Genomic DNA, 23,858 nt, shown 5'->3' on the forward strand with positions numbered 1-23,858 from the left:
CGACAGGCGGGCGTGGTGGTGGCGGCGCCGCCCGCGGCAGAGGCGGCGCGGCGACCCGCGGCGGAGGCGGAGGTGCCGGCCTTGCGAGCGCCTGCGGGTGCGGCGCTGACGGCGGGGTCCTTGTGACCTGCGCGGGCGATGGCGTTACAGGCCGCAGGCTCTGCGGCTTGATCTGCTCCCGCGCCGCGACCGGCGGCGAAGAAGGCTGCGTCGGCTTCCCATTGGTCACGGTCGTCGTGGTCACGGGCGGCTTGCCCGCCGGGGTCGTGGTCGGTGGCGTGACGGCCGGCTCATGCGCCAGTGATTTTGCATGCGGATCCGGCCCGCCGGTCGTTGGCGTTTGTGCCACGGGCGGCTTCGTACCCGGCGTGGTCGCGGCGTTGGCCGGAGTGGTCGTGGTAGCCGGCGCCGTCGCCGTATTGGGATGAACCTGCGGCTGTCCGTTGGCGGGCGCTGTTGCCGTCGGCGCCTGCCGATTCGGCGCGGTTTGCGGACCCGCTGCACCAGCCGGCGCGGACGGCGTGTTCTGGGTGCCCGGCACCGGAAGCGCATGGCCGGCTGCCGGCGACGCCGCGGTCGGAGTAACCGCGGTCGGCGTCGTGTGGACCTGCATCACCTTCATCGCCCCCGGCTTTGCCGTGGGGTTGCTGACGAGCGCCGCCTGGCTCGGCTTCAGCTGCTGGTTCGGATTGGCCTGGATCTGCTGCGCCTGCTGCTTCACGACCGTCGGCACCTGCGTCATCCCGCTCGGGCGCCCCGCTCCATTCGCGGCGACGGCTGCAGCCGCGGCGGCGTTGCCGGCCGGCAGCGGGGCCGGTGGCTGGTTGATCACGGTGTTGATGACCGTGGTGTTATGGATGTTGTTGAAGATGATGTTGTTCGGCGGCGGCGCGACATAGACCGGCGGGCTGACGAAGACCGGCATCGGCACGAACACCGGCTGCGGCAGCACAAACAGGCCGACGACCGCGAGCGGCGGTGCCAGCACGACGAAGTCCGGCGGCGGCGGCGGACAGAAATAGTCCGGCGGCGGCGGTGGCGGCGCGAAGCCGAAATCCGGGTCGCTGAAATACAGCACCGGACGGTCGACATAGACCACTTCGGCCGGCGGCGGCGGCGGCACGTCATAGTCCATCATCGCGAAGGTCGGCGGCGGCTCCAGCGGCGCGGTCAGGATCGCCAACCGCCGACGCGCGTCACCCGCATGCGGCCCGCGCGGATAGCGGCGCAGATACGACCAATAAGCGTCCGGCGTATCGGCGCGATAGGACCGCCGCCAGGTGATCGCCTCGCGGCGCGCCGCCACGATCGCCATGACGCGCTTCGCCATGGGATCACCGGGATAGGCGGCGAGAAACTCCTCATAGGCCGGCAGCGTGTCGCGCTCGAGCGCGGCCGCGTAGGCGTCCTGCACGCCGAGGTCGCGGATCGGCTTGTCGCGGATCGCCGCGACCTGGTCGGGCGCAGTCTGCGGCGGCGGCGCGTCGGGGGCACGCTCGAAGAAGGCGAATTGCGCGCTGACCTTCTGGTCGTCCCACGGCACCTGCGCGCCCTTCGAGGCCTCGTTGACGCGCAAGCGAACGCGGTCGAACACCTCCGGCAACGACAGGCCGCCGGTGCGGATCATCTCGGCGAGCGATTGCGCATAGACACCGTACGGCCCCGGCTCTTCTGGCGCCACCGTGCCGGGCGCGGCGTTGAAGGCGATCAGCATGTTCGGATCGGGCTCGACCAGTGCCAGGCCGCTCGCGATCGGCTGCTGGCCGCCCTCGATGAAGGGCTGCGCGCGCGCCGCATCGAGCACGACGATGTTGGCCTTGAGCGGGATCGCGGCGAGCTGGCGGGCGTAATCGCTGATGCGCAGTGCCTCGGTCGGAATGTCGGTATCGCGCGCGATGTTGGAATCGACCGGGATGAAATAGTTCTCGCCGGCAAGCTGCACGCCATAGCCGGCCAGATAGATCATCGCGACGGTGCCGGGGCCTGAGGCCTGCGCCTTCTGGATGAAGTCGCGAAGACTCTTGCGCAGCGTGTCGCCGTCGAGATCCCGCGCGCCGACCACGTCGAAGCCCGCCGCCTGCAGCGTCTGCGCGATCAAACCGGCATCGTTCGCGGTGGTTGCCAGCGGCGACTTCGAATAGGCGCCGTTGCCGACCACGAGCGCGATGCGCTTTTCGGGTTGCTGCGCGCGCACCGGGCCAAGCGCGCCCGCAACGAAGAGGATCGGCAGAAGGAGGCAGATGAAGACCTTGTGTGTCCCGCGCATGGCTTGCTCGCCCGTTATTGTTTGTTGAGGTGCCAACCCGCATGAGGCGCGCGGCCGGCTGAACGGCAGTTGAACGAAAGGCTCGGATTGAGGCGGCGGCATGGCGCCAGCCAAGCCCGATGTCTTGCGTAAGCTCCGCGTAAGCCTCAGCCTTGTTGCATGAACCTCAGCCTCGAGTTTCAGCCTTGAGTTTCAGCCTTGAGTTTCAACCCTGCGCGATCAGATCGACCGTTCCCGTGGTGAGCCGGTAGATGCCGCCGGCGATCTTCAGCTTGCCCTGTTCCACGGCTGCATTGAGGATCGGCGCGGCCGACTTCAGCTTGCCGACATTGTCGATCACGTTCTGCCGGATCGCCTTGTCGAGCACCTCCCCGCCCTGCTGCATCGCAGCTTTCGCGGCCGGGGCGATTGCATCGACCAGCGAGGGAATGTGTCCCGGCGGCGATGTGTTGTCCTTGAGCGCCTTCAGCGTCGCATCGACCGCGCCGCAAGCATCATGGCCGAGCACGAGGATCAGCGGCGCGTTGAGCACGGCAACCGCATATTCCAGGCTGGCGATGGTCTCGGTGCCTGCAAAATTGCCGGCGACGCGGCAGACAAAGAGATCACCGCGGCCGGTGTCGAAGGCATATTCGGGCGCGATGCGCGAGTCGGCGCAGCTCAGCACTGCCGCGAACGGATTCTGCCCGCCAGCCAGCGCCTCGCGCTCATGCTTGAAATCGTGGCGCCGTGACACGCCATCGACATAGCGCGCATTGCCCTCCATCAGCCGCTTCAACGCCGCATCGGGCGACAGCACGTTCTGCGGTTTGGGCGGTGGCTTGTTATCCTTGGCGAAGGCTCGGCCGCTCAAGGCGGTGCCAAGCGCGGCAGCAGTCAGCAGCAGCGCGGATCGTCGCGATGGCGCGATTCTGTCATGTACAGATTCAGAGCACCTGTCACACATCACGTTCCCTCCCGGCGCAACGAACGCGTCCTCGCAGACGCGCCGCATTGCAACGATCATACCCGTAATGATGTGACGAGACTACAAGGTCGATCCGCGGGCGCCAACCATCCGGCGCGGCTGGCGCCGGCGGCAGACCTACTCCGCCAGCTTAAGCTCCGCGATGGTCGTCCTTGCCGCCTGTTCGTCCAGCGGCAGGAAATCCAGCGGCCCCTGATTCTTGTAGCCGGAGGTCATAGCCAGCGTGAGGCCCCAACCCAACACGCCCGTGCTCGCGTTTGCGATCACGGCGCTCTTGCGCGCGCTCATGCGCGTCACGAAGAACGCCGTCTGGCCGGATTGAGCGGAGAAATCCACGCGTGTGACGCCGAGGGCCGCCTCCTCCGCCACGAATTGGTGTTGGCCCGCCGGACGATCGACATAGACATATGTTCCGGTCTTCAGGCCCTTGATCGGCGTGCCGTCCAGGGAAAACACCCAGTCCGGATCGCCAATGCCGCCGTAACCCTTCTCGCGAAACACAACCACGCGCGCCTGCCCGGCCCTGGGTGGCCCGATCTTGCGCACCGTCTCCGAATAGTCGAGCCCACTTCTCGCCGTCTCACAGCCGCACAGCAACGCAGCAGCCATGAGCAACACCAGCCCACGCAGTAACATCACGCCCCCGAATTTTCCCCGGGAGCAGGCTAGCCGGAATCAGCGGCAGGTTGCAACGGGTCCGGCACAGCTACTGCCGCAAAATATGCGATCAGCCGCAACATCATGCGTGCTGCTAGAGCTGCTGCACGTCGACCACGCCCGCGACCGCCTTGATGGCGCCGGCGATCTGCGGCGAGACCTTGAAGCGGCCGGGCAGCTTCATCTCGACCTCGGTCTCGAGGTCGAGCATCATCACCAGCGAGACCTCGCCGTCGCCGTTGGAGCGCGGTGCGATGCCGGGGCTGCCGATCTTTGGCGCGGCGCCGTTGCTGCCTGCGGCCTCCGGTCCGGCCAGGCGCTTGGCGATCGAGTCCAGCGGCTTGGTGTCCCGCACGAAGATGCGCAGGCCCTTCTGCGTCTTGGCGGCGGCGTCATCCAGCGGCTCGGCATGCAGCACACGGGCGCGGACGTCCTCGCCCTGCAATTCGGCACCGAGCTGGAGCAGCACGGCTGCGCCCGGTTCCAGCACGTCGCGATATTGCGCAAGGCCTTCGGAGAACAGCACCGCCTCGAAATGGCCCGTGGGATCGGAAAGTCCCATGATGCCCATCTTGTTGCCGGTCTTGGTGCGCCGCTCCATGCGCGACACCACGGTGGCCGCGACCTTGCCGGCGGTGGCACCTGTCTTCACCGCGCGCGAAAATTCCGCCCAGCTCTGCACCCGCAGCCGCTTCAAGACGGTGGCGTAATCGTCGAGCGGATGGCCCGACAGGAAGAAGCCGATCGCGTCATATTCGCGGCGCAGCCGCTCGGCCGGCAGCCACGGCTCGATCTGCGGCAGCATGATGGTCGGCGCGTCCGCCGACATGCCGAACATGTCGTTCTGGCCGATGGTCTCGGCCTGATGCGCGCGCTGGCACGCGGCCAGGATCGAGTCCGCGCCAGCGAAGACACGTGCGCGGTTCGGCTCCAGCGTGTCGAAGGCGCCGGCGGCGGCGAGACTTTCGATGATGCGCTTGTTGATCGCCCGCGGATTGACGCGCGCCGCGAAGTCGGCGAGCGAGGTGAATAGCCCCCGCTTGGTCCGCTCCTCGATGATCTGGTCGATGGCCTGGATGCCGACGCCCTTGAGCGCTGCGAGCGCGTAGTAGATGACCTTGTCGCCAACCTCGAAGGTCGCGCCGGAGCGATTGATGTTCGGCGGCTCGACCTTGATGCCGAGGCGCTGCGCCTCGGAGCGGAATTCGGAGAGCTTGTCCGTGTTGTTGAGATCGAGCGTCATCGACGCCGCGATGAACTCCACCGGATAATGCGCCTTCATGTAGGCGGTGTGGTAGGACACCAGCGCATAGGCCGCCGCGTGGCTCTTGTTGAAGCCGTAGTCGGCGAATTTCGCCAAGAGCTCGAAGATGGTCTCGGCCTGCGCCTTCGGCACGCCGTTCTTCACCGCGCCGGCGACGAAGATGTCGCGCTGCTTGTCCATCTCGGCGCGGATCTTCTTGCCCATGGCGCGGCGCAGCAGGTCGGCATCGCCGAGCGAATAGCCCGACATCACCTGCGCGATCTGCATCACCTGTTCCTGGTAGATGATGACGCCGAAAGTCTCCTTCAGGATCGGCTCGAGCACGGGATGAAGATATTCCGGCTCCTCGTCGCCGTGCTTGCGCGAACAATAGGTCGGGATGTTCGCCATCGGGCCCGGGCGATACAGCGCGACCAGCGCGATGATGTCCTCGAAACGGTCGGGACGCATGTCGACCAGCGCGCGCCGCATGCCCTGGCTTTCAACCTGGAACACGCCGACCACCTCGCCGCGCGCCAGCATCTGGTAGCTCTCGGCATCGTCGATCGGCAACGTCGCGAGATCGACATGGATGTCGCGCGGCTTGAGCAGTTTGCAGGCGACGTCGAGCACGGTCAGCGTCTTGAGGCCGAGGAAGTCGAATTTGACGAGGCCGGCCGGCTCGACCCATTTCATGTTGAACTGGGTCACCGGCATGTCCGACTTCGGATCGCGGTACATCGGCACGAGTTCGCTCAAGGGGCGATCGCCGATCACGATGCCCGCGGCGTGGGTCGAGGCGTGCCGCGTCAGACCTTCGAGGCGCTGGGCGATGTCGAAGGCGCGCGCCACCACCGGGTCTTCGTCGCGAAACGCCTGGAGTTTCGGCTCGCTCTCGATCGCAGCGGCAAGCGTCACCGGCGCGGCCGGATTCTGCGGCACGAGTTTGGTGAGCTTGTCGACCTGGCCGTAGGGCATCTGCAGCACGCGGCCGACGTCGCGCAGCACGCCGCGCGCCTGCAGCGTACCGAAGGTGATGATCTGCGCGACCTGGTCGCGGCCGTAGCGCTCCTGCACATACCTGATCACCTCGCCGCGGCGGTCCTGGCAGAAGTCGATGTCGAAGTCCGGCATCGAGACGCGCTCGGGATTGAGGAAGCGCTCGAACAGCAGGCCGAACTTGATCGGGTCGAGGTCGGTGATGGTCAGCGCCCACGCCACCAGCGAGCCTGCGCCGGAGCCGCGGCCCGGTCCGACCGGAATGCCCTGCGCCTTTGCCCATTTGATGAAGTCGGACACGATCAGGAAGTAGCCCGCGTATTTCATGCGCATGATGACGTCGAGCTCGAACGCCAGGCGCTTGTTGTAGTCCTCTTCCGTCGTGCCCTGCGACAGGCCGTGCACGCGCAGGCGATTGGCGAGCCCCTCCTCCGCCTGCCGTTTCAGCTCGGCCGACTCGACCGCGGCGGCATCGGAGCTTGCGGCGGCACCGACGGTGAAGAACGGCAGGATCGGCTTCCGCGTCATCGGTCGGAACGAGCAGCGCTCGGCGATCTCCACTGTGGACGCCAGCGCCTCCGGAATGTCGGCAAACAGCACCGCCATCTCGGCGCGGGTCTTGAAGCGGTGATCCGGCGTGAGCTGCTCGCGCTCGGTCTCCGCGATCAGCCGGCCGCCGGCGATGCAGAGCAGCGCATCATGCGCCTCGTAATCGTCGGTCGACGCGAAATACGGCTCGTTGGTCGCGACCAGCGGCAGGCCTTTGGCATAGGCGATGTCGATCAGCCCGCTCTCGACGCGCCGTTCCTTGTCGATGTTGTGGCGCTGCAATTCGACGTAGAGGCGGTCGCCGAACAGCCCGGCGAGCCGCTCGCAGCGCGCAGCCGCAATCTCGGCCTGCCCCGACGCAAGCGCGAGCGAGATCGGCCCGTCCGGGCCGCCGGTCAGCGCGATCAGGCCCTCGGTCTCGCCGTCGAACCAGTCGAACTTGATGAACGGCGCGTGGCTGTCGGGCGATTCGAGGAAGGCGCGCGAATTCAGCCGCATCAGGCTGCGATAGCCGCGCTCCTGCGCTGCCAGCAGCACCACGCGCGAAGGTGGCAGCGCGTTGCGCGCATTGGGATCCTGGTCGCCGAAATCGATCGCGAGCTCGCAGCCGACGATCGGCTGGATGCCGGATCCCGCCATCTTGTCGGAGAATTCCAGCGCACCGAACAGGTTGTCGGTGTCGGTCAGCGCCAGGGCCGGCTGGTGGTCCTTCTTCGCAAGCTCGGCGAGCTTGGCGATCTTGATCGAGCCCTTGAGCAACGAATAGGCCGAGTGAACGTGAAGGTGGACAAATCCGGCGCTCGGCATGGTCGCGTGATGGCCTCTTGTGAGATGCGTTGGAGCGATCGCCGGCAGCATCCCCTGCATCGCCCGGCCGACTCGCCTCACAATGGTGGGGTGTCGCCGCGCCAGAGTCCACGCCGCAGCCGCCGATCGGCCGCCTCATCCCGCTTTTCCCCAAGGGGGTCCAGCAAGGGGCCCGGCCGGCTAGAGCTGCGGTATGACCTGGGCCCAGATCGCGATCATCCCGACGAACAGCGCGATCGACGTCAGTGCAGCGGCTTCTTCCACGAAAATCCTGAACATGGCTTGCTCCATCACTAGAACGTATGAAGAACATTGTTCCCATTTCGTTCTCGGGAGTCAAGCGAACTCAGCCGCTTCAAAATGAAATGGTTAACTCGCTGAATTCACGCAACAAAAAAGCCCCGACGCGAGGCCGGGGCTTCGACGATCGCTCGAAAGGAGCGACTAGTCTCAGTACTTCGCGATGATCGGGCCGCCGAACTTGTAGTTCAGGCGGACGAGACCCATGTCGACGTCCTGCTTGATGTGGTCGGTCTGGAAGCCGGTGAAGGTGACATCCTTGCCGGACAGGAAGATGTGGTTGTACTCGACGCCAACCGACCAGTTCGGAGCGAAGCCGAACTCGAGGCCCGCACCGACAGTGCCGCCCCAACGGGTGTCGTTGACCGAAGCAAACGTCGCGCCGGCGGCACGCAGCTCGTTCTTGGTACCAACCACAGCCGCACCGCCCTTCACGTAGAGCAGAACGTTGTTCCAGGCGTAGCCGACCTGACCGGTGAGCAGACCGAACGAATCGATCTTCGAGCGGTCGGTGAAGCCGGTCAGCGCGCTGAGGTTGTCGCCGGAGAAGTCAGCCCAGTTGCCCTGGCCTTCCACGCCGAACACCCACTGTGCCGACTGCCAGCGATAGCCGACCTGACCACCGACCGTGCCGCCCGTGGCGTTGTGGGAACCTTCGCCGCCAACCAGCGGAGCGGTCTGATTCCAGGTCGTGTGAGCGGAAGCGCCGCCGCCGTTGATGCCGATGTAGAAGCCGCTCCAGTCATAGACGGTGGCGATCATCGCGGGCGCCTTGGTGTAAGGCCGAGCGGCAAGGTCAGCAGCCAGCGCCGGTGCAGTCGCGCTGATCGCGACGAGGCTCACAGCAGCAAGCAACAAATTCTTGTTCATTTGAATCCCGTTCCAGTTTCGTCGTTAGGCCCCCGGGCCATGGCGACGTCATAACAGCCGTCGACGGAATTGCTGTAACCTCGACGCAACAGTTCACGCCAAAGGGCCGCTCTACATTAATGAAAGTTTAGCGGCGCGTGCGCGGAAACCCTTTGAAACAAGAGACTTCAGCAGTTCCAACGTCATCGGAACAACATGCATTGCGAACGCGCGTAACGACGTCGCCCGCACAATCCTGTGATCGGAAAATCGAAGAATGCGCGCATCGTTTTCTCTCCCCATTACCGCCACATTCTCAGGCGCGATCGCCATAATTGCGTTCATGTTCGGCGCGAGCGCGCCTGTGCGCGCGCAAACCTATGATCCCGACTATCCGGTCTGCGCGCAGATCTACGGCCGCAGCAGCTATTACGATTGCCGCTACGCCTCGCTTGAGCAGTGCAGGTCTCTCGCCGTCACCCGCTCCACAAGCTGCGTCGTCAATCCGTATTTCGCGCCGAAGAAGGAGGCCGCCCCTCGCCGCTCGCGGCGCGTCGATTGAGGGATCAATGCCACTCGCGGCGGACCCAGCCTCCGGCACGCGGGAATGCCACTGAAAGTTGTAGCTGGTTCCATCATCCTGTAACGTCAGCGCGTGTCCTTCCCTGCCCGGTCTGCTCATTCCATGCTTGCCCGTATCCTGCTTCTCGTGGCCACGCTCTCGATCCCTGGCGCATCGCGTGCAGAACAGACGGAGGCCGAGAAAGCAGGATTTGCATCCAGGCTGACGATCTATCTTGCCAAGGGGGCCCCTGACGCTTGCGGGCCGGGCTGCGACCGCTGGATCGCGATCGAGGGCCAGGTCGACAATGACGCGGCATCGCGCGTCCGCCGCTTCCTCGCCGGCGTCAAGGACACGCAGCGCCCGATCTATCTTCATTCGCCCGGCGGCAATGTGGAACAGTCCTATGTCATCGGGCGCCTGCTGCGCAGCCGCAAGGCGGTCGCGCGGGTCGGCCAGACGATTGTAACCGCGTGTGCCGCGGGCACGCAGGTGGACGCCGCATGCCTGAAGACGAAGAACGCAGGCGGCGAGATCGAGGCCGAGCTCACGACGTACCACGCGATGTGCAACTCGGCCTGCGGTTACCTGTTTCTCGGCGCGACGTCGCGCGAGGTGGCACCCGACGCGGCGCTTGCGGTCCATAACTCCAGGCTCGTCTTTGCGATTCACGGCCATCCGCCTGCCGCGTTGCTCGCAGAATTCAGGCAGCGGCGCACGGCAGCCGCCGACCGCGACCGCACCGCGTATATCTCCGCTATGGGGATCAGCCGCGAGCTTGACGATCTGATCCACACCGTGAAGTTTGAAAACCTGCACGTGCTGACGCGCACCGAGCTCGACAGGTTCGGCATCGACACGCGTTCTCTTGCCGAGACGATGTGGCGGCTCGAGAAAGGAACGACGCCCTACGTCAGCAAGTTCGCAATGCTGAAGAACGAAATCGGCCCGTCGTTCCGAACGATGGAATGGCGCCTGTATTGCGACAACAAGAATCGCGTGCCGCTGATGTTCGCGGCCGAGATCGACGAGGCTGCGATCGGCAAACGCACAATCGTGATGACGGCGGACGCCGCCCCCAACGAGGAAGCCGGAGGATTATCGGTACGGGCCGGCAAATACGAAATGTGGAGCGGCTCGCTCGATTTCGGCAAATTCAGAGCGATCATGGCGTCCCGCTCCCTGCATGTCCGGGAGATCACGCGGAAGCCGGACGAAACGGCAGACACGACAAAGTTCGACATCGACGCCACGGGCCTGCCGTCGGCGTGGAGGCAGCTCGAGGCAAATTGCCCTCCGGCGACGGCCGCTCCGAAGAGTCCCTGGCCATCGGCTCCTCTGCCAGGTCGCGGCACCTAAGGCCGCAGGCGCGTCGTGCTCAGCCTGCCGCCGCGATCTTCGCGCGGAACGATTCCTGTCCCTCGACGATCTTGTCGATCAGCGCATCGAGCGCCCAGAAGCGTTCGCGAATGTCGAAATCGACCGCCCGGCTCTCGATGCAGGAAAAGGTGCCGAGCCGCTGGTGATAGAGCTTGGCCAGTTTCGGATACCCCATCGGCTCCGCCATCGCGGCAAGCGCGAGATAGACCGAAAGCTCATTCGCCAGCGACGGGTGCTTCTGGTGCTGCGTCAGCAGCCATTTGTAGAGGTCGGGGTGGAAGTTCGTGAACACACCGGTGAATCCGGGAGCCCCCGACTTGATCGCGTCGAAGGCGATCGCGGCATTGGCGTTGACGATCCGCAGCGGCGAGCCGTTCGTCAGCTTGACCCGGCGCTGCACGGTCGGAAGATCACACGAGACGTCCTTGAGAATCGCAAAACGGCCGCTGTCGGCGCAAAAGGCCAGCTCATCATCGGAGAGAAGCCGGCGGAACGGCGCCGGACATTCATAGAGACCGAGCGTCATGTCCTTGGGCAGCCTGTCGAGCAGCCAGGTCACATTGTCGGTGAAATTCGTCCCCGTCAGATCGAGCGACGCAAGACGGTTCGTCACCAGCACCAATCCATCGACACCTGTCTTCGCGATCGACGTCAGCTCGGTCAGCTGGTCTTCCCTGGATTCGCTGATATGGCCGGATGCGATGACGGGAAGCCGGCCGGCCGCCGTCCTGGCGACGAACCTTGCGAGCTCGACGCGTTCGTCCAGCGTCAGGAACTGCATCTCGCTGGACTGAGCGACCGCGAACAATGCGTCGGCACCGTTGGCGATATACCACTCGATCAGCCTTTCGAGGCCGGAATAGTCGATCGTCTTCGCCTCGGTGAATGGCGTCAGCATCACGGGAATGATGCCCTTGAGCGCGATGGTCACAAGCAAGCTCCAGACAGTGGCGAATGAGGCAGCGAGTTCGCTGTCCATTCCGCGATTATAGATCAACGGCAAGTCGGCGTCCGCAGCAGCAAAGCGGGCTGCCGCGGACGCCTGTTGTTAGTCGCTGACGATCTTCTTGATGCGGTCGATCATCTCGTCGACGGCCTGCTCGGGCGGCACCTTGTCGAGCACCACACGGATCGTGGCTTTCGCCCAGACGTTCTCGTTGTTGACCGTGGTGAACTTGTAGTTCCGCGTCATCTCGTAGCCACCGACGCCGGCTGCGAACTGGTCGCGCAGGATCTTGCGATGCTCGTCGCCGTTCCAGAAGGTCGACTTCACGGCGGCGGTTTTCACCGGGAACCAGCGGCCCAGCGCGCCTTCGACATAGGGCTGGAGGTTTTCGTCCTGAAGCAGGAACTGCACGAACTCCTTGGCGCGCGCCTTGTTCTTCGCCTGCTGGAACACCACGCCGACGACGACAGACGCGCGGGTGTGCATCGGCGAGCCGTCCGGCTTGCTCGGCCAGGGCAGCGTCCGGATGCGCTCCTCGTAGTTCTTCCTGGCTTCGTCCCGCTGCTCGGCGGTCAGGGTCTGGTTGGTCGAGTCATCCAGCCACTTGCCGGGAATCGAGATGGTTGGATTGAAGGTCATCACCGTCGTCTTGTTGTGGAAGGCGACGTTGTTGTCCGCGTCCTTCCAGCTCGTCGCGGAGGACGGGACGCAGCCCTTCTTGTAGATATCGGTGTAATCCCTGAGCGCAGACACGAGCCCGGCCTTCACCTTGGGATCGTCGAGCAGCAGCTTGCCGCTGTCGTCGACCATCACGACGTTATAGGCCTCGGCGAAGGTCAGAAAGCCGATCAGGCTGTCGCTGCTGTCCACTCCCATCGGCAGACCGATGCCATAGACGCGCTTGCCGCTCGCCTTGCGGACGGCCGGCTGAGCCTTGTCGCACCAGAATGACCAGAAGCCTTTCCAGTCCTTCGGAATGTCGCTTTCCTTGAGACCGCCCTCCTCGAGCATGTCTTTCCAATAGTGCAGATGCAGCGTCGCCTGCTTCACCGGGAAGGCGTAATAGCCCTTGATCTTGGTCTGCTCGTTCTGGAGCATCACCGTCTCGAGTGCGGTCTTGTCGAACTGGTCCTTGAGCGGCGTCAGCACGGAGCCCAGGTCTTCGAGCTTGCCTTCTGCGGCCCATTTGCCAACGCTCTGGAAGTTGAAGGTGTCGGCGTAGGCGACATCCGGCACCGTACCGGAATCGAGCGCAGCGACGGTCTTCGGAATGATGTCTTGCGTCGCGTATTGCGACAGCTCGACCTTCACGCCGGTCTTGGCTTCGAATTTGTGGATCGCCTGGAGCAGCGCGTCCTCTTCGGCCGAGTAGAAGCCCTTGTTCCACCAAATCACCAGCTTCTCCTCGGCGTGCGCCGCCGGCGATGCCGCGAAGGAGCTCAGCAGAAGCGTGGCTGCGACTGCCCAGCCGTTCAATGTTTTCGACAGACCGACCCGCATTCCCGCATGTCCTCCCCTGGCGCTTCCTTGCGAAACGCTCGCTACGCTTATGGCGATGAGCCGCGAATTTTGTAAGCGCTTACAGACAGGGTGTCAATTCCGGCAGAACAGCCGTTTTCTCTTGTTTTTCAATGAGATGATTCGGTTCTAGATTTGCGCAGATCAGCCATCTCGCCCGCCAGACCGGCAAGGCGGCTGTCCCCGGCCGAATATCACGCGCGATCCTGGGGCCACCTGCCAGAGCTGTCCCTGATCTGCAGCACAGGAGCGACCTCTTCGGACTGCGGGCCAGCCTGGCGGCCCGTGACGACGGCGAGGAGTTGATTGGCGGCCGATGTGCCGATCGACTGGTTGTCGACCTTCATGGTGGTCAGGCCTGGTGCAAAGCGCGACGAAATCGCGAGATCGTCGAACCCTGTGATCGAGAAGTCTGTTGGCGCCTTCAGGCCCAGGGCGTTGGCCGCCATCAATGCGCCGAGCGCGATGTTGTCGTTGCCGCAAACGATGGCCGTCGGTCGCACCTCTCGTTCCCGCGTCATCAGGTGCGAAAAACTCTCGGCGCCGAATTCCAGCGTGGAGGGACCGACCAGCAGGTTCTCGTCCGCCATCGCCAGATCCGCAGCCGCCAATGCGTCCCTCACGCCGGCTAGCCGCGCGGCGACACGATCGTTGTTGGCGACCGGCTGGAAGATGCCGGCGAAGCGGCGATGTCCGAGCGCGAGCAGATGATCCGTCATCCGGATGAAGGCGGCACGATTGTCGAACCCGATACAGGGATGTTCGGACAGCTTGCTGTAGGAGTATGTGACGACATAGGGAATGTCGCGGGCTTTCAAGGCCGCAAAAAGCTCCGCCGGATGGTTCTCACCGACGAGCGCAATCGCCTCCACGCCGCGCGCAAGCATCGCCTCCGCCTGCCTCAAGCCTTCCAGTGGATCGTAATTGGAACAGCCCAGAAACAGCGTGAAGCCGGCATTGCTGAAGACGGCCTGCATGCCGCCGATCTGGTGCGCGAAGATTTCGTTGTCCAGCGTCGGGATGATCGCGCCCGCAATATGCGTTCGGCTCGATGCCAGCGCCCTGCCCGCGGCATTCGGGATCCAGTTGAGGGCGCGCGCCGCCTCCTTCACGCGCTCCCGGATCGCCTCGGACACCTTGTCCGGCTCGTTGAACACCCGCGACACAGTCGCCGTCGATACATTCGCGGCACTGGCGACCGCCTCGAGCTTGACCCGGCCGCTTCCCTCGCGCGTTCGTTTCGTGCCAGTCACAGTCCAAGCCCACCCCGGTGATCGCGTTTTGAATAGTGAACCTACTCGAAGACTCCATTGTTTCGCAAAGAGGTTCACCCGCCCCTACACCGGCGTGTAGATCACGAGCTTCAGCGCGGAATCGTCATTGACCTGAAAGCTCATGTGCTCGAAATGCAGCACGCCCTTGGTCGGATGGGACATGGCCCGAGGCGGTGCTGCGGATCTTGGTCTACGATTACAACGGCGGACCGGCGCCGGACGCCAAACGCCTGTCGGCGAACCAGCCGCGGGCATCTCGACGGAAGAGCAGCGCCACGGCGACCGTCCACATGGCGAATGCCGCGCACGAGGCGATTGTCATGGTGGCGTTGAACCTGAAGCGTTCATCGAAGCCGAGGATTTCCCCCGGAATTGCCAGAACGACCAGAACGAGACTTGTCCAACGGGCCCAGTTCTGTCGCTTGCGGGCGACCAGCGAAATCCAGAGCAGTTGTACCGCAAACACGCAGGCGACCATGATTGGATAGAAAATCGGCTGCTGATTATAGTACTTGATGAGAACAGCCCAGTCCGCGGCGGCCGATATCGCGGTGAGCGCGACCCCCACCCAGGCGAGGCGTTCGTACCATATGATGCTTGCCGGACGGAGCCCCGTCTCCGACTTCGCCGGGCTCTTATCTGTCACGAGGAAATACTTCCCCAAACGGCCGTCCGGCTTTGACCTATCCAGCCACCTTGAATTTTCGGAGGAAACCGGCGGCCGCCCGTCGATCGAGGTGCATCGATCACGAACCCAAATCGTTGCCCAGAAATGACCTTCAAGCGCTGTCCTCTTGAGCAACTGCTCCCCCAGAACCCTGCGGGCCGGATGTATTGGTGGCGAAACAAAGCCGCCACAAGCTCAGAAGGATCGGAAACTGGAGAACGACGCTCATCGCAAGGGCGCCCACCAACCCCAAAATGCCGTGCGATGCGGTCACCGAGTGGGCACCGCCCAAAAACAGTACGCAGACCAGCTGATAGCCGACGTAAATCACCGCAAAAGCTCTCCAAAAGCCCTGCGAAAGGAAGGGCCTTTTGAAGGCAACGAGGAAGAGACCGGCCACCCCACCCAATCCGAGAGCAAATCCGACGACGCGAAGCGGCGTTCCATAGAACGTTGGATCAAAGAGCGAAGCCGAAAAACAAACCGCATAAAAAAATGCTGCGATCTTCAAGAACATTCCAAACCCTCGACGCGAGCAAAAAACATAGAGCACGCTCTGGTCGCAGGCAAGGCCACCAGCCTAGGGGCTTTCGCCCTCACACCGGCGTGTAGATCACGAGCTTCAGCGCGGGATCGTCATTGGCCTGAAAGCTCGTGTGCTCGAAATGCAGCACGCCCTTGGTCGGATGGGTCATGGTCTTGCGGCCCGACAAGGTGCCGTGCACCTCATGCGCGCCCCACCATTTGACGAATTCGGGACTGCCTTGGCGCAACCGCGTCAGCAATTCCGCGAAGGCGGGATCGCCGGCCCAGACGTCGTGGGTGGCGCGAAACATCGCGACCATGCGCTTGGCCACATCAGCCCAGCCCGCGCCGTAGGATTTTCGCGTTCGCTTGTTGGTCATCATCAGCAACAACGTGTTGCGATCCTCCTCCGGCAACCGGCCGAACGCAAAAATCTCCTCGGCGGCTTCGTTCCAGGCCAGCACGTCCCAGCGGCGCCCGGTGATGTAGGCCGGATGCGGCAGGCTCTCGACCAGGCGCAGAATGGGCGGCGGCACCACTTCGCGGGTGAACGCGCCCCGCGCGCCGTCGCGCGCGAGGTCCTTGAGGTGCGCATGCTCGGTCTTGCTGAGGCGCAGCGCACGCGCCAGCGCATCGACGGTGGTGACCGACGGGCTGACGGTGCGGCCCTGCTCGAGGCGGATGTACCAGTCGACGCCGATGCCGGCGAGCTGGGCGACCTCCTCGCGGCGAAGCCCCGCGGTGCGCCGCCTTTGCCCTGCGGGAAGGCCGACCGTCTTCGGCGACAGCTTTTCGCGGCGGGAGCGGAGGAAATCGCCGAATTCGACGCGGCGGGGGTCGGCCATGGCGTGTTCCCGTGGATGGAGGGTCTGGGAATACTAGGATAATACCAGGCCTTCTTGTCCCTTCAAGGGCGCCGCATATGGGTGTCACCCGTCTCTGAGGTGAACATCATGAAAGCTGCCGTACTCAAATCCTTCGGATCGCCGCTGATGATCGAGAACGCCCCGGATCCGGCGCTTGGCACCGGCGAGGTCATCGTCGACGTCGTCGCCACGCGCGTCCTGTCCTACATGAACGAGGTCTTTAGCGGTGAGCGCAACTACGCGCTCGATCTGCCGATCATCCCCGGCCCTGGCGGCATCGGCCGGGTGCGCGCGATCGGCCCGGACGCAACCAAGCTCAGCATTGGCGACTGGGTGTTCTGTGACCCGACGGTGCGTTCGCGCGACGATGTCGTGGCGCCCGACATCGCCCTGCAGGGGCTCACGGCCGCCGGCCCCGGCGGCATGCGCTTGCAACAGCATTTTCGCCACGGCTCGTATGCCGAGCAGATGCGCGTGCCGACGGAGAACGTGAAGCGCCTGGGCGCGATCAATTCGGAAGAAGCCTCGCAATGGTGCGCGCTGGGAACGGCGCTGGTGCCCTATGGCGGCTTTCTCGCCGCAAACCTTCAAGCAGGCGAGACCGTGCTGGTAAGCGGGGCCACCGGCAATTTCGGCAGCGCGGCCGTCTCCGTCGCACTCGCGATGGGCGCGGCCTGCGTGGTAACGCCCGGTCGCAACGAGAAAATCCTCGCTGACCTCGTCCGTCGCTTCGGCACGCGGGTGAAGCCGGTCAGGCTCACTGGCAACGAGGACGACGACCGCGAGGCGATGAAGCGCGCTGCAGGTGGCCCGATCGACTGCGTGTTCGACATCATGCCGCCCTCGGTGAGCACGAGCGTGGTACGCGCGGCGATCATGACGGTGCGCGCTTACGGTCGCGTCGTGCTGATGGGCGGCGTCGGCATGGCCGGCGGTCCGGGCCTCGAACTGCCCTACCCCTGGCTCATGCGCAATTGCATCTCCATCCACGGCGTCTGGATGTATCCGCCGGATGCGGCAACGCGTCTGATCGGGTTGGTGCGCGCGGGGCTGCTGCGGCTCGACGAATATGCGACGACGGATTTCGACCTCGACCACGTCAATGAGGCCGTGGCCCATGCCGCAGCCAATGGCGGACCGTTCAAATTGACGGTGATCCGGCCGTAATCGGCCGGCCCACTGCGGCGATGCGCAGCTGCGGCGGGTTTGCCTGATTGATCAAATGGATGGGAGACGTCACCCCGATCATGGACGGCCGCGGCCGTCTACTGTGCACGGGGTTGTTTTCGCGTTTTTATTCGAGCTCGATGACCTGGCCGTTCGACAGCGACACGCGCCGGTCCATGCGGCCGGCGAGCTCCATGTTATGGGTCGCAATCAGCATCGAGACCTTGGTCGCCTTGACCAGCTGCATCAGGGCCTGGAACACGTGGTCGGCGGTGTGCGGATCGAGGTTGCCGGTCGGCTCGTCCGCGAACAGCACACGGGGCGCATTGGCGACCGCGCGCGCAATCGCGACACGCTGCTGCTCACCGCCCGACAGCTCCGCCGGCCGATGCGTGATGCGGTCGCCGAGGCCGAGATAGCCGAGGATCTCCTTGGCGCGCTTGACGCTCTCGGACTTCTTCAGGCCGCGGATCATCTGCGGCATCATCACGTTCTCCAGCGCAGAAAACTCCGGCAGCAGCCGGTGCGACTGGTAGACGAAGCCGATATCGGTGCGGCGCAGCTGGGTGCGCTCGATGTCGGGCAGTTGCGATGTCGGCGCGCCATTGACATAGACCTCGCCGGAATCGGGCGCTTCGAGCAGGCCGGCGATGTGCAGCAGCGTCGACTTGCCCGAACCCGACGGCGCGACCAGCGCCACGGATTGTCCCGCCCACAGCGCGAGCTTGGCGTTGTCCAGGATCGTCAGCGCCGCCTCGCCCTGCAGGTACTGCCGTTTTATCTCGTGGAGATAGATGACCGGTACATCTTCCGCCCCCTGCTGCTGCTCCATCAGCCCCTCACTCGTACCGCAGCGCTTCGACCGGATCGAGGCGCGCGGCGCGCCACGACGGGTAGAGCGTCGCCAGGAACGACAGCGTCAGCGCCATGATGACGACGGCCGTGGTCTCGCCGACGTCGATCTCGGCGGGCAGTTTCGACAGGAAGTAGAGTTCTGGCGAGAACAGCTCGGTGCTGGTCAGCCAGGACAGGAATTGCCGGATGGATTCGATGTTGAGGCAGATCACGAGCCCCACGAAGAAACCGACCAGCGTGCCGACCACGCCGATGGAGGCGCCCGTGATCAGGAAGATCCGCATGATCGAGCCTTGCGAGGCGCCCATCGTGCGCAGGATCGCGATGTCGCTGCCCTTGTCCTTCACCAGCATGATCAGGCCGGAGACGATGTTCAGCGCCGCGACCAGCACGATCATGGTCAGGATCAGGAACATCACGTTGCGCTCGACCTGGAGCGCGTTGAAGAAGGTCGAATTGCGTTGCCGCCAGTCGACCAGGAACACTGGCCGGCCCGCCGCCTCCGTCACCGCTTTGCGGAAGGCGTCGATCCTGTCGGGATTGGTGGTGAACACCTCGATCGAGGTGACGTCGCTGCTGCGGTTGAAATAGGCCTGCGCTTCGGCAAGCGGCATGAAGACGAAGCCGAGATCGTATTCGGACATGCCGATCTCGAACACCGCGACGATCTTGTAGGGTTTTATGCGCGGCGTCGTGCCCATCGGCGTCACCGCGCCCTTCGGCGCCACCAGCGTCACGCTGTCTCCGGCATGCAGCGACAGCTGGTCGGCGAGCCGCCGGCCGATCGCGACGCCCTGCCCGTCGTCAAAGCCCTCGAGCGAGCCCTGCTTGATGTTCTTGGCAATCGAAGTGAGGTTGTTGAGGTCGTCGGAGCGGATGCCGCGCACCAGCACGCCCGAGGCGTTCCAGGGCGAGGACGCCAGCGCCTGGCCGTCGACCACGGGGGCCGCGAGCCGGATGCCCTGCACCTGGCTGATGCGCTCGGCGACGTCCTTCCAATCGGTCAGCGGCGATTCCAGCGGCTGTACCAGGATGTGGCCGTTCAGCCCCAGGATCTTGTCCAGCAGCTCCTTGCGGAAGCCGTTCATCACGGCCATCACGATGATCAGCGTCGCGACGCCGAGCATGATGCCAAGGAAGGAGAACCCGGCGATGACCGAGATGAATCCCTCCTTGCGGCGCGCCCGCAAATAGCGCGCGGACAGCATCCACTCGAAGGGCGCGAAAGGCGCGGTCTGCACGGTCTCGGTCATGGTTTCATCCATCGCTTGATAATCCCATGATTCGGGGTCAATTGTGGCCGGATTGCCGGCCCATTATCGCGCGATGAACACTATTCAGCCGACCAGGCGGGCGACCGCGTCCGCAGGCGACATCGTCTCGCGGGAGCCGTCACTACGCTTCTTGATCTCGACCTTGCCCTCGGCCAGCCCCTTCGGCCCGATCATGATCTGCCAGGGGATGCCGATCAGGTCGGCGGCGGCAAATTTGGCTCCGGCGCGCTGGTCGGTGTCGTCGTAGAGCACGTCGACACCCTTGGCGTTGAGCTCGGCATAGAGCTTCTCGCAAGCCGCATCGACCGCGGCATCGCCCTGCTTCAGATTGAGGATCGAGGCGCGGAACGGAGCCACCGCCTCCGGCCATTTGATGCCGGCATCGTCGTGGCAGGCCTCGATGATGGCACCCAGCAGGCGCGACACGCCGACGCCGTAGGAGCCGCCATGGATCGGCACGTCGACGCCGTCGGGACCCGCCACCATCGCCTTCATCGGCTCGGAGTACTTCGTGCCGAAATAGAAGATCTGGCCGACCTCGATACCACGGGTGTTCACGCGCTTGTCGGCAGGCACTTCCTGCTCGAACCGTGCAGCGTCATGAACGTCCTCAGTGGCGGCATAGACCGAGGTCCACTGCTTGATGATCGGGGTCAGGTCGCCCTCGTAGTCGACGTCCTCGCCCGGCACCGGCAGGTCCAGCACGTCGCGATTGATGAACACGCCGGATTCGCCGGTTTCGGCAAGCACGATGAATTCGTGGCTGAGATCGCCGCCGATCGGGCCGGTCTCGGCGCGCATCGGGATCGCCTTCAGCCCCATCCGCGCAAAGGTGCGCAAATAGGCGACGAACATCTTGTTGTAGGCGACGCGCGCGGCAGCCTCGTTGAGATCGAAGGAATAGGCGTCCTTCATCAGGAACTCGCGGCCGCGCATCACGCCGAAGCGCGGACGCTGCTCGTCGCGGAATTTCCATTGGATATGATAGAGATTCAGCGGCAGGTTCTTGTAGGACTTCACGTAAGCGCGGAAGATCTCCGTGATCATTTCCTCGTTGGTCGGCCCGTACAAGAGCTCGCGCTTGTGGCGGTCAGCGATGCGCAGCATCTCCGGGCCGTAGGCGTCGTAGCGGCCGCTCTCGCGCCAGAGGTCGGCGAGCTGGAGCGTCGGCATCAACAGTTCCAGCGCGCCGGAGCGGTCCTGCTCTTCGCGCACGATCTGCTCGATCTTCTTCAGCACCCGGAAGCCCAGCGGTAGCCAGGCATAGATGCCGGCCGCCTCCTGGCGGATCATGCCGGCGCGCAGCATCAGCCGATGCGAGACGATCTCGGCCTCTTTCGGATTTTCCTTCAGAATGGGCAGAAAGAACCGCGACAACCGCATGGCAATACTCTGGGAATCAGTGATGGCCCGCAGTGAAACCGGATTGGGAGCGAAAACACAAGGCCGGGAATGAGGAAAAGCCGCTAACGCGGCGGAATTCCTGTCATTTTTCCGTTGCCTTCAGGTTCGACTTGAACTCCGCCGCCTTAACGCGGCGCGACCTCGAGCTCGTCCTCGAGGGTGATTTTCTCGAAATCGGTCACCAGCGCGTCGATCCGCACATGCCAGCGGCCGGCGAAGGGCAGCTCGACCTTGCGGACGTGCCAATAGCCGTCTGGACCCAGCTCGGCGTCACGCTCCATCGGCTCGATCCCGCGCTCGGGCAGACTGAGCGTCAGCGTCGCCTCCTTGGCCTTCAGCGGCGTCGCCTCGCCGGTCATGAGCTGAAGCACGAAATCGTCCACGCCGGCCTTGCCGGGGGACACCAGCACCTGGAACATCGCTTTGTCGGTGTGAATGTGGATCGCCAGCGGCGTCTCCGGGACGATGGTCCGCGGCGGCGGCGTGAAGCGCCAGCCGGCGACGACGGCGAAGATGCCGAGCGCGACCCCGCATTCGAGCAGGATCGAACGCTTGAGTGCAGGCGCGCCCCTCTGATCCCTCGCCAGCGCCGGCGTCAGCCGAGTGCGATTGAGCCCGGCGAGCGCCAGCAGGGACAAGACCAGCGCCAGCTTGGCCGAGAGAATGAGGCCGTAGCTGGTCTCGACCAGCGCCGACGGCTTTTCGAGCTGGATGACCGCAAGCGTGAGCCCGGTCAGCGCCAGCGCGGCGACCACCGGCATGGCGATGCGCGAGAAGCGGTTCAAAAGCGGCAGCACTGCCGATGTCGGCTTCGACAGCAACGCTGCAAGCGGCGCCAGCGCGCCAATCCAGAAGGCGACAGCGAGGCCATGGAGAAAGATCGCCGGCCGCGTCAACACCTCAGGCGACGCCGTTGCGGCGTGCCCGGTCATGGCGAGCGTGAGCCCGACGCCGGCGAACGCGATGGCGGCGAGCACACGCGCATACCACGCCCGCCCCAGCGCCATCAGCGCGAGCAGCATCGCCGCGATGGCGACAAGCAAGGCGGGACCGGCGCTGGTCGCGAATGCGATGGTCCAGGGAGCCGCGGTCACGAGTGCCGCCGGCGGCAGGCCAAGGAGATCGAGACCCAACACGCCCAGCGACACAACGGCGCTTGGGAGACCGACAAGCAGCGCTGCGCGCGGCACGCTCATGCCCGCCATCGACCACGAAATCCAGCGGCCAAAGAACACACCGCCGACACCGACAAACAGCCCGAGATAAAGACCGATCCGCGACAGCCAGATCAGCGCGTTCAACCCCCCGTCTGCATTGGCCGGAGGCTGCGTAGCCGTCGGTACGCCGACCGAAAAGATCACCGATCCCGCGACGGGATGGCCGTCCTGCGAGATCACCCGGTAGCTCACGACCGCCGTGCCCTGCGGCAGGTCCGGCGGCATCGCAACGGAAATGCTCTCGCCGGATGTCGTGACGCGCGCATCGTCGCGCGCCCTGCCCGCGCCGTCGATCAACTGGATCGCGCCCGGGGTCACCGCCTCATTGAAGCGCAGTTCCACCGCCTTCGGCGCGTTCGTCAGGATGCTGCCGCTCGCCGGCTCGACCGAGATCAGCGCCGCATGCGCCCACACACCGGTCGAAGTGCCGGCGGCGAGGAGCAGCATCGCGAGCGCAGCGAGAAGACGCATCACGGCTTGGGCAGCAGCTTCACGCCGGGCGCCGGCGATTTGTCCTCATGCGAATGCGCTGCCCCCTCCGCCGGAATTTCGATCCAGCGGCTGACACCCTTCTCGCATTCCTGCACCACCGGGAAATACAGCGTGGTGTCGGGCTTCAGGCTGTCCGTGAGGAAGCTGCTGACGACGAACTCATCGTAATTGTGATCCGGCAACTTGCCGCCGGACCAGACCACTTCCTTCACGCCCGAGGTCAGCTTGTTGCCGTGATAGTCGTATGCGCTGGCATATTGGCCCTCGACGACATCGACGTTCCAGCCGGCCTTCGGCATCGGTTTCACCGCAATGACACCTTCGGGAATCTGCACGCGGATCTTCACCGTCGGCGAGCCGGAGCAGCCGTGCGGCACGGCGAAGACGGCCTTGTAGGACGCACCGACCGTGGCCTGCTTGCCTTCCAGATAGACGTGCGCCGCCGCAGGCGATGCGGCGAGCGCAGCCATCAGGATCAGCCAGGGTGTCTTCGACATGCTCGATCTCCCGGAAGTTAGATCACATCAATCACATTTTCATTCCCGAATGATCGGGCATTTTCTTCATCATCATGCTTCCGCCGCCGGGCGCCTGGGCACCGACGCCCTGGACATCGAGCGACACGGCGACCTTTCCGGCCTTCTCGAACTGAAGCGTCACCGGCACCTTCTCGCCCTCCTTGAACGGGCCCTTGAGATCCTGGAGCATCAGATGATAGCCGCCCGGTGCGAGCTTCACGGTCTTGCCCGGCTCGATGACGAGGCCCTTGTCCAGCGGGCGCATCTTCATCACACCATTGTCCATCGCCATCTCGTGAACCTCGGTCTTCCCGGCGATTTCGGCGGTCACCGCGACGAGCTTGTCGGGTGCAGAGCCCTTGTTCTCGATGGTCAGGAAGCCGCCGGCGACTTTTGCGCCGCCAGGCGTCGCCCGGCTCCAGGCCTGCGAGATGACGAGATCGCCCGCCTTGACGTCATCAGCGCGGACGGGAGCCGCGATCACAACGGCCGAGAGCGCCGCGAGTGCGAAGATGCGTGAGAGCTTGTTCATGTCGATTGCCTTTCTTGCCGCCAT

General features: G+C 64.5%; 20 protein-coding genes. 3 read left to right on the forward strand and 17 right to left on the reverse strand.

Annotated features, from left to right (window positions below):
• The 5 genes from FXB40_RS18660 to FXB40_RS18680 all read right to left on the reverse strand — a co-directional run.
• Window positions 1-2,266, reverse strand: a 2,266-nt coding sequence (locus FXB40_RS18660) for a caspase family protein (protein WP_148773658.1), incomplete at its 3' end; no start/stop codon positions are given.
• Between the two features lie 205 nt (window positions 2,267-2,471).
• The gene (locus FXB40_RS18665; protein WP_148773659.1) at window positions 2,472-3,212 is read right to left on the reverse strand and encodes a carbonic anhydrase; all 741 of its coding nucleotides are present in this window, start codon (window positions 3,210-3,212) and stop codon (window positions 2,472-2,474) included.
• A 138-nt stretch (window positions 3,213-3,350) separates the two neighbouring features.
• Complete coding sequence (locus tag FXB40_RS18670) at window positions 3,351-3,842, reverse strand: DUF2846 domain-containing protein (RefSeq protein ID WP_246207709.1); 492 nt, start codon at window positions 3,840-3,842, stop codon at window positions 3,351-3,353.
• A gap of 142 nt (window positions 3,843-3,984) precedes the next feature.
• Window positions 3,985-7,488 (reverse strand): DNA polymerase III subunit alpha, encoded by a 3,504-nt coding sequence (dnaE, locus tag FXB40_RS18675; RefSeq protein WP_148773943.1) that lies wholly within the window; start codon window positions 7,486-7,488, stop codon window positions 3,985-3,987.
• Window positions 7,489-7,938: 450 nt separating this feature from the next.
• On the reverse strand, window positions 7,939-8,658 hold the full coding sequence (locus FXB40_RS18680; RefSeq protein ID WP_148773660.1) for an outer membrane protein: 720 nt from the start codon (window positions 8,656-8,658) through the stop codon (window positions 7,939-7,941).
• Between the two features lie 256 nt (window positions 8,659-8,914).
• Here FXB40_RS18680 and FXB40_RS18685 point away from each other — a divergent pair, with 256 nt between their 5' ends.
• Both FXB40_RS18685 and FXB40_RS18690 read left to right on the forward strand, forming a co-directional pair.
• Window positions 8,915-9,199, forward strand: a complete 285-nt coding sequence (locus FXB40_RS18685) for a DUF3551 domain-containing protein (RefSeq protein ID WP_148773661.1) — start codon at window positions 8,915-8,917, stop codon at window positions 9,197-9,199.
• Between the two features lie 123 nt (window positions 9,200-9,322).
• The gene (locus FXB40_RS18690) at window positions 9,323-10,558 is read left to right on the forward strand and encodes a hypothetical protein (RefSeq protein ID WP_148773662.1); all 1,236 of its coding nucleotides are present in this window, start codon (window positions 9,323-9,325) and stop codon (window positions 10,556-10,558) included.
• Window positions 10,559-10,577: 19 nt separating this feature from the next.
• Here FXB40_RS18690 and FXB40_RS18695 read toward each other — a convergent pair whose 3' ends face one another.
• From FXB40_RS18695 to FXB40_RS18725, 6 genes are all read right to left on the reverse strand, one after another.
• Window positions 10,578-11,510: a dihydrodipicolinate synthase family protein gene (locus tag FXB40_RS18695; protein WP_148773663.1), complete on the reverse strand. Its 933-nt coding sequence runs from the start codon at window positions 11,508-11,510 to the stop codon at window positions 10,578-10,580.
• Between the two features lie 117 nt (window positions 11,511-11,627).
• On the reverse strand, window positions 11,628-13,025 hold the full coding sequence (locus tag FXB40_RS18700; RefSeq protein WP_148773664.1) for an ABC transporter substrate-binding protein: 1,398 nt from the start codon (window positions 13,023-13,025) through the stop codon (window positions 11,628-11,630).
• Between the two features lie 212 nt (window positions 13,026-13,237).
• Window positions 13,238-14,296 (reverse strand): LacI family DNA-binding transcriptional regulator, encoded by a 1,059-nt coding sequence (locus FXB40_RS18705; protein WP_148773665.1) that lies wholly within the window; start codon window positions 14,294-14,296, stop codon window positions 13,238-13,240.
• Window positions 14,297-14,513: 217 nt separating this feature from the next.
• Complete coding sequence (locus FXB40_RS18715; RefSeq protein ID WP_187436973.1) at window positions 14,514-15,119, reverse strand: hypothetical protein; 606 nt, start codon at window positions 15,117-15,119, stop codon at window positions 14,514-14,516.
• Complete coding sequence (locus tag FXB40_RS18720) at window positions 15,097-15,501, reverse strand: hypothetical protein (RefSeq protein ID WP_148773666.1); 405 nt, start codon at window positions 15,499-15,501, stop codon at window positions 15,097-15,099. The genes FXB40_RS18715 and FXB40_RS18720 overlap by 23 nt, the downstream gene beginning before the upstream one ends.
• A 79-nt stretch (window positions 15,502-15,580) precedes the next feature.
• Complete coding sequence (locus FXB40_RS18725) at window positions 15,581-16,354, reverse strand: helix-turn-helix transcriptional regulator (RefSeq protein ID WP_148773667.1); 774 nt, start codon at window positions 16,352-16,354, stop codon at window positions 15,581-15,583.
• Window positions 16,355-16,462: 108 nt separating this feature from the next.
• On the opposite strand from FXB40_RS18725, the gene FXB40_RS18730 reads away from it, so the two are divergent.
• A complete protein-coding gene (locus tag FXB40_RS18730; RefSeq protein ID WP_187436974.1) occupies window positions 16,463-17,542 on the forward strand; it encodes a quinone oxidoreductase family protein in 1,080 nt (359 codons plus the stop codon).
• Window positions 17,543-17,669: 127 nt separating this feature from the next.
• Here the strand turns inward: FXB40_RS18730 and FXB40_RS18735 are convergent, their stop codons facing one another.
• From FXB40_RS18735 to FXB40_RS18760, 6 genes are all read right to left on the reverse strand, one after another.
• Window positions 17,670-18,374 (reverse strand): ABC transporter ATP-binding protein, encoded by a 705-nt coding sequence (locus FXB40_RS18735; RefSeq protein ID WP_148773668.1) that lies wholly within the window; start codon window positions 18,372-18,374, stop codon window positions 17,670-17,672.
• Between the two features lie 7 nt (window positions 18,375-18,381).
• Window positions 18,382-19,662 (reverse strand): lipoprotein-releasing ABC transporter permease subunit, encoded by a 1,281-nt coding sequence (locus FXB40_RS18740; protein ID WP_148773669.1) that lies wholly within the window; start codon window positions 19,660-19,662, stop codon window positions 18,382-18,384.
• A gap of 72 nt (window positions 19,663-19,734) precedes the next feature.
• Window positions 19,735-21,054, reverse strand: a complete 1,320-nt coding sequence (gene proS, locus FXB40_RS18745; RefSeq protein WP_148773670.1) for a proline--tRNA ligase — start codon at window positions 21,052-21,054, stop codon at window positions 19,735-19,737.
• A gap of 146 nt (window positions 21,055-21,200) precedes the next feature.
• Window positions 21,201-22,763: a copper resistance CopC/CopD family protein gene (locus FXB40_RS18750; protein ID WP_148773671.1), complete on the reverse strand. Its 1,563-nt coding sequence runs from the start codon at window positions 22,761-22,763 to the stop codon at window positions 21,201-21,203.
• A complete protein-coding gene (locus FXB40_RS18755; RefSeq protein WP_148773672.1) occupies window positions 22,763-23,281 on the reverse strand; it encodes a YcnI family copper-binding membrane protein in 519 nt (172 codons plus the stop codon). Before FXB40_RS18755 ends, FXB40_RS18750 begins: the two co-directional genes overlap by 1 nt.
• A 31-nt stretch (window positions 23,282-23,312) precedes the next feature.
• Entirely contained in the window at window positions 23,313-23,834 is a 522-nt protein-coding gene (locus FXB40_RS18760) for a copper chaperone PCu(A)C (RefSeq protein WP_148773673.1), read from the reverse strand.
• Window positions 23,835-23,858: the final 24 nt, after the last annotated feature.

Origin of the sequence: Bradyrhizobium rifense (assembly GCF_008123425.1) — a bacterium.
In the GTDB taxonomy this organism is placed as follows: Bacteria; Pseudomonadota; Alphaproteobacteria; order Rhizobiales; family Xanthobacteraceae; genus Bradyrhizobium; species Bradyrhizobium rifense.